The organism is uncultured Lamprocystis sp. (assembly GCF_903933125.1).
In the GTDB taxonomy this organism is placed as follows: Bacteria; Pseudomonadota; Gammaproteobacteria; order Chromatiales; family Chromatiaceae; genus Thiodictyon.
The window spans coordinates 1-5,310 of record NZ_CAIZIZ010000283.1 but is presented as its reverse complement, the minus strand read 5'-3'; the positions used below and the strand labels follow the sequence as shown (position 1 = coordinate 5,310).

At 59.7% G+C, this 5,310-nt stretch carries 9 protein-coding genes and 1 pseudogene; 8 read left to right on the top strand and 2 right to left on the bottom strand.

Annotated features, from left to right (window positions below; genetic code table 11):
• A partial coding sequence (locus QZY03_RS13805; RefSeq protein WP_295581945.1) for a hypothetical protein occupies positions 1–234 on the bottom strand: 234 nt, incomplete at its 3' end.
• Between the two features lie 158 nt (positions 235–392).
• Positions 393–1,469 (bottom strand): hypothetical protein, encoded by a 1,077-nt coding sequence (locus QZY03_RS13800; protein WP_295581943.1) that lies wholly within the window; start codon positions 1,467–1,469, stop codon positions 393–395.
• A gap of 116 nt (positions 1,470–1,585) precedes the next feature.
• Here QZY03_RS13800 and QZY03_RS13795 point away from each other — a divergent pair, with 116 nt between their 5' ends.
• The 8 genes and pseudogenes from QZY03_RS13795 to QZY03_RS13760 form a co-directional block, all read left to right on the top strand.
• Positions 1,586–1,750 carry a type II toxin-antitoxin system RelE/ParE family toxin gene (locus tag QZY03_RS13795; RefSeq protein ID WP_295581941.1) on the top strand — a complete coding sequence of 55 codons (165 nt, stop codon included), beginning with the start codon at positions 1,586–1,588 and terminating at the stop codon, positions 1,748–1,750.
• A gap of 3 nt (positions 1,751–1,753) precedes the next feature.
• Positions 1,754–2,041: an XRE family transcriptional regulator gene (locus QZY03_RS13790; protein ID WP_295581939.1), complete on the top strand. Its 288-nt coding sequence runs from the start codon at positions 1,754–1,756 to the stop codon at positions 2,039–2,041.
• Between the two features lie 24 nt (positions 2,042–2,065).
• Positions 2,066–2,248 (top strand): recombinase family protein, encoded by a 183-nt coding sequence (locus QZY03_RS13785; protein ID WP_295581947.1) that lies wholly within the window; start codon positions 2,066–2,068, stop codon positions 2,246–2,248.
• Between the two features lie 22 nt (positions 2,249–2,270).
• Positions 2,271–2,732, top strand: coding sequence for a DUF29 domain-containing protein (locus QZY03_RS13780; protein ID WP_295581936.1), 462 nt, complete (start codon positions 2,271–2,273; stop codon positions 2,730–2,732).
• A 570-nt stretch (positions 2,733–3,302) separates the two neighbouring features.
• Positions 3,303–3,890 carry a DUF3782 domain-containing protein gene (locus tag QZY03_RS13775; protein WP_295581934.1) on the top strand — a complete coding sequence of 196 codons (588 nt, stop codon included), beginning with the start codon at positions 3,303–3,305 and terminating at the stop codon, positions 3,888–3,890.
• A gap of 134 nt (positions 3,891–4,024) precedes the next feature.
• Positions 4,025–4,342 (top strand): nucleotidyltransferase domain-containing protein, encoded by a 318-nt coding sequence (locus QZY03_RS13770; RefSeq protein WP_295581933.1) that lies wholly within the window; start codon positions 4,025–4,027, stop codon positions 4,340–4,342.
• Complete coding sequence (locus QZY03_RS13765) at positions 4,339–4,731, top strand: HEPN domain-containing protein (RefSeq protein ID WP_295581931.1); 393 nt, start codon at positions 4,339–4,341, stop codon at positions 4,729–4,731. Before QZY03_RS13770 ends, QZY03_RS13765 begins: the two co-directional genes overlap by 4 nt.
• Positions 4,732–5,008: 277 nt before the next feature.
• Positions 5,009–5,310, top strand: a pseudogene (locus QZY03_RS13760) (IS4 family transposase); the annotation flags it as partial.

Here is a 5,310-nt window from a genome sequence, read left to right as displayed (position 1 = left end):
GGCCGCTCCTACCGTAGGGCCCACGGCCGCGACGCGGGCCGGCTTGGGTCTGGCCGGATTAATGATCAAGCCCCCTTTTCCGGGGACCTGCTCGCGCTTGATGACGCGAGACCATGACCAGATGGCGCTGATCGTGCCGACTTTGGTCATCGTTCCGGCCACTGGAGGTCGAGGCTTTAGCCGGTCCAGCGTGCAGGCACCACGGATTTTCTTTAGGATCTCGGGAATCGCCACCGGCTAAAGCCTCGGCCTCCAGTTGCGGACAGGCCGTCGCTGGCCGGAACGTTGATCAAGGCCGTTTCTATGGTCCGGGAATTCGGTAAACTGCCCCGAACCCCGAACCCCGAACCCCGAACCCCGCGGCTGCGCCCCGATCACTCGGCCACAATCTCCTAGTCAGCGCCCTCATCTGCCGCGACATAGATGAACGTCTGCCCGCGATGCAACACCCCATCGAAGGCGTATGGCGTATCCCCGTTGCCATCCGGCTGCGGCAGGTCATCGGAGACCAGTGTCATCTCATCGCCGAATACCCCCTTGATCCGAATCGCGCAGCCGCGTAACAGTCGCAGAAACGCCTGACCGTCATCGTATTCCATATCAAAGAGATCGCGGTCGTCGGCTGGGTTCTCGGCCACCATGTCGACGGACAGCGACTGGGTAATGTTCACGCGACTGCTCGTGATATTGATGCCATCCTCGGTCGGCGCTACGACGGTCAGTCGCTTGAGGGTGAAGTCGGAATTCTCGATATCGATCCCGTCGTCGCCGCTGAACTCCGAGCGGACCTCCGCGATCTGCCATTCGCTGGCGGTTACACCGATCACGCTCAGGGCATCGACGTCATCGGCCTGCTCCCCGCCGATCTCGGATGCCGTGCGGATCCCGTCATCTGCGGCGACGGTACCTGCGGACCCATCACGGGTCGTCGCGTCGTCGCCTGCCCCGGAGCCCCCTTCCGCGGACGCCTCCCCCGCAGGCATCGGGGGATCGCGGTGACCGAGATAGGAGACCAGAATACGCGTCGCCCGGAATTGGGAGGCCCGGGTCGCATAGTCGCTCGACACCCGATCCTTCTCCGCAATCGACGCGGAGCCCAGAAAGAACACACCCGCGTTGTCGGCACGCGCCGCGACTCTGATGCGCTCATCACAGGCACGCACGGTCAGGGTCTGCGCATTGAGTCGTGACCCCGTATCGAAGATCAGCGCCGACTTGCCCGTGATGTTTCCCGCCGGCGTGTGGAAATCGCCGTTGTGGATCAAGAGTGTCGTGCCGTTGCCAATGCTCAGCCGGACTCCGGTACGGACATGGATCTCACCCCGGACCACATAGACGTTGTCACTCGACAGATAGGTATCTCGGGTAATGTGTTCAGTGATTGCGACCATCGGCCCCGCATGAGTCGTCGGGGTAGTTGCAGCGGCGAGCGCCATGACACAGCAGGGAAAGAGTAGCGACTTGCACATGAGGATCTCCAGGATTGCGGAAGGGTTGGGGACGCCGCGGACCGAAGCCGCGGGTCCAAAAAGAGCTTAGGTGATCACACCCCGCACCTCTTTCTCAGTGGCCCACCCTGCGCAGCATGTCGGGACTGCCTGACCGGGCGGGCGGAGCCTTCCGAGTGATCTATCTCGCCGCGCGAGCCGAGGGCGTCTATGTACTGCACTGCTTCCAGAAAAAGACACGGAAGACCGCGTCACACGACATCGAGCTAGCGCGCCAACGTTACAAACAAGTCGGATCATGAGCGATGACCGAAATCGTCAAAGGCGATGAAAACCTGTTTCTGGCGCTCGGATTTCCGCCCCACGAAGCGGAAATCCTCCAATTGCGCGCCGACCTGATGGGACAGTTGCGTCTTTGGATTCAAGACAGCGGGCTGACTCAGGCCGATGCCGCAGAGCGGCTTGGCGTGACCCAGGCGCGGGTCTCCGACCTGGTGCGCGGAAAATGGAAGAAGTTCAGCCTGGATATGCTGCTCACTTTGGCGGCCAAGGTGGGAATGCATTTCCGGCTGGAATTGAGCCGGGCGGCTTGAGTCAGGCATGTCCGGCGGCCTGAACTGACCCGATGCCTCAAGGTGCTGGGGGAGGGCGACACGCTCACGGTCTGGAAACGCGACCGGCTGGGCCGGTCGCTGCGTGACCTGATCGGCCTCCTGGACGATCTGAAGGCGCGGGCGTGGCCTTCCGGTCCTTCACTGAGGCTATCGACGCCACAACGGGCCGGGCAATGTGGCAGTTAGACAACGCCCGATAGGAGGCCGAATGAGCGCGCACCCGAAAAGTTACGATAACGACGTGATCGCTTGGGCTAACGAACAGGCTCGACTGCTCCGGGCCGGGCGTTTCGATGCCCTGGATATCGAACATATCGCAGATGAGATCGAAGACGTGGGAAAAAGTGAACAACGCGAACTCCAAAGCCGCATGTCCGTACTTCTAGCCCATCTTCTTCAATGGCAGTATCAGCCTGACCCTAGGGGCAGCAGTTGGGAGGTCACCATCCGCCACCAACGAGAAGCGATTTCGCGTCGTCTGAAACGAACTCCTAGCCTTAAGGCATCCCTGAATGATCCTGAATGGTGGGCGGATGCCTGGGGTGATGCCAGATCGGACGCTTTGAAAGAAACGGGCTTGCCCGCGAATCAGTTTCCAGAACTTTGTCCATGGGCCTTTGAGCAAGTCATGAATTCGGCGTTCTGGCCGGCGCCGCTCTTGCTCAAGTAGGGCCGCAGGCCCTGCCCGTGCGAGCCTACCGCCCTCACCGCCGGGCGTCCTATCGACCAGGCCGCAACGCCGGTGCCGACACCATGACCGTCGACGGCATGACGGCCGTGATCGTCTACGATCCCGACATCAACCAATTTTGCGGGAAGTTTTCTCTGCTATAGCCATCGGACGTGATAAGCGGACGTAGGGGCGGGTTTCAAACCCGCCCCTACACCAGGATCTGTCCGGATATCAGCTACGAAGGCTATATCACCCCAACAGGTCGCCCATGCCCGGACCCTGCTGGAGTAGGGAGAACGCCCCGACACGGTGGCCCGATCGCTCAACGTGTCGCGCCGGACGCTTTACCGGGCGTTGCAGTGATAGCAGACGCTTCTATCGCTTAGCGATGATCAAGGCCATCGGTTCGATGCGCGGCTGGAACTGGATGACGCGTTCAAGGTCCAGTTGCAGCGAACGGCTGCGCCGGAGGCTGGTTAGAGCTGACGATCTGGATGCCGAAAGCCCGCGGGTGACCGCCTCCCTGGCCTATACTCACCGCAGCAACGAAACCGGGCGGATGACACCATGGCAACCACGGCCGACGACCTTTGGGCGCTGCTGCGCGAACTGATCGAGGCGCAAAAGGAAACCGCGCGCGAGACGCAGGAAACCAAACGGATGTTTCAGGAGACTGATCGCAAGATGCGCCGGACCGATCGTCAGATCAAGGAACTGGGCAAGCAGATCGGCGGCCTGGGCGAAAAATTCGGGAGCTTTACCGAGGGCCTGGCCCTGCCTTCCATGGAGAAAATCCTGCGTCTGCGCTTCGGCATGGAGGTGGTCAGCCCGAGCGTGCGGGCCACCAAGGATGGCCGACACCTGGAACTCGATGTTCTGTCATACGCCAACGGTCCGGTCAACGCGGCCTATCTGGTCGAGGTTAAAAGCCATCTGCGCGAGGAGGCCATCGGTCAACTGAAGGATATCCTGCACCAGTTTCGCGAGTTCTTCCCTGAGCATCGCGACAAGCGGCTGTTTGGTATCCTCGCCGCGGTCGACCTGACCGCGGCGATGCGCGAGCGAGTCCTGCGAGAGGGTTTCTATGCCGCACGGATTCACGATCAAGTTTTCGACCTGGATGTCCCCGACGGGTTTCAGCCGCGGGTCTATTGAACCTGGACGCACTGTTCTTGAATGAGTATAGCCGTCGAACGTGATAATCGGATGTAGGAGTGGGTTTAACAGCAGACGCTTCTATCCCTTTCAGGGATCAATTCCGACAGCGCATCTTATGGTACACATCCATTATGGCAAACGCGAACCCACTTGTTCTGTCCAAGTTCCGCGCCGCGCTTGATACGTTGTATGGCAAACGCATTGAGCGCGTTGTGTTGTACGGATCACGGGCGCGGGGGGATGCGCGGCCGGATTCAGATTATGACGTAGCCGTGTTTTTGGAAGACCTTGATAACCGATGGGCGGAAGCTGACCGGATCGCGCTTGCCGCCTCGAACATTGCAACAGAAACAGGGGCAGTGATTCATGCCATGCCCTATCGGGCAGGGTCCTATAAAGAACGCACACCCCTCATGCACGAGTTGCGGCGCGAAGGGATTGACCTATGACCCCGGAAGCAAGTGGGTACCTGGCAAAGGCGCGTCAATGCCTAGCGAATGCCCGCGCAAGCTTGGGCTTTGGTCTTAGCAATGACGCGGGGCGCGGTGCCTATCTCGCAACCTTTCATGCCTCTCAGGCGCTCATTTTCGAGCAAACGGGAAAATACGCAAAAACGCACCAGGGGGTTCAACGCGAGTTTCACCGTCTCGCACGAAACGAACCGCGCATTGATAAAATGTTTCCGCCGTTTCTTACCCAAGCCTACAATTTGAAAGCCGTTGCCGATTACGAAACAGGGCCGGAAGCCGACATTCCTCCCGAACACTCGGCGGCGGCTCTTGAAACTGCCGCCCGTTTTGTAGATTGCATCGCCGGACTGCTTGGTGATGACGCATAACTTGGCAGCGTGAATTAGGTAAACTGTCCCCGCAGATCTAAGTGGAGGGTAAGGGGGGGCAGGCTCAATTAAATCTGCCCGGCGGCGAAAAATCAATTAAACCGGCCCCTCTTCCAGTTTTGTCCTTCTTGGGTTTCATAATTGAATCTGGCCCTGAAGTATCCCCTGGAAAAAATCAATAAAAACAAAGGTCAAGAAAAGATTCTGCGATCTGCCGCAGCGTGTACGAGGTTTTACTGCCACACTGGTATAAGGAAAACCGCTGAGGACGCCCTTCATGCACGTGCCCACATTATTACGCTCTTGGCTCGGTCAGTCACTGGAATTTGTCCATGCCACCCGCCTAGCCGCACTCTTTGACATGGTGGAGGCCTGCGTCACCGGAGCGGGTTTGTCCATCACCGCGGTGGGACGACGCCTGGTCGGCCCGACGACGTTGAAGCACAAGATCAAGCGCGCCGACCGCCTGATCGGCAATCCCCACCTGTATCGCGAGCGTACGGCGATCTACGACGCCCTCTGCCGCGTGACCCTGGCCCGGATCGCCGAGCCCCTGATCCTCGTCGACTGGTCGGATCT

Excerpts from the sequence above, each read along its gene's own strand:
- QZY03_RS13800 (WP_295581943.1), bottom strand. The coding sequence starts at position 1,469 with ATGTGCAAGTCGCTACTCTTTCCCTGCTGTGTCATGGCGCTCGCCGCT.
- QZY03_RS13795 (WP_295581941.1), top strand. The coding sequence starts at position 1,586 with ATGTCGGGACTGCCTGACCGGGCGGGCGGAGCCTTCCGAGTGATCTAT.
- QZY03_RS13775 (WP_295581934.1), top strand. The coding sequence starts at position 3,303 with ATGGCAACCACGGCCGACGACCTTTGGGCGCTGCTGCGCGAACTGATC.
- QZY03_RS13770 (WP_295581933.1), top strand. The coding sequence starts at position 4,025 with ATGGCAAACGCGAACCCACTTGTTCTGTCCAAGTTCCGCGCCGCGCTT.
- QZY03_RS13765 (WP_295581931.1), top strand. The coding sequence starts at position 4,339 with ATGACCCCGGAAGCAAGTGGGTACCTGGCAAAGGCGCGTCAATGCCTA.
- QZY03_RS13780 (WP_295581936.1), top strand. The coding sequence starts at position 2,271 with ATGAGCGCGCACCCGAAAAGTTACGATAACGACGTGATCGCTTGGGCT.
- QZY03_RS13790 (WP_295581939.1), top strand. The coding sequence starts at position 1,754 with ATGACCGAAATCGTCAAAGGCGATGAAAACCTGTTTCTGGCGCTCGGA.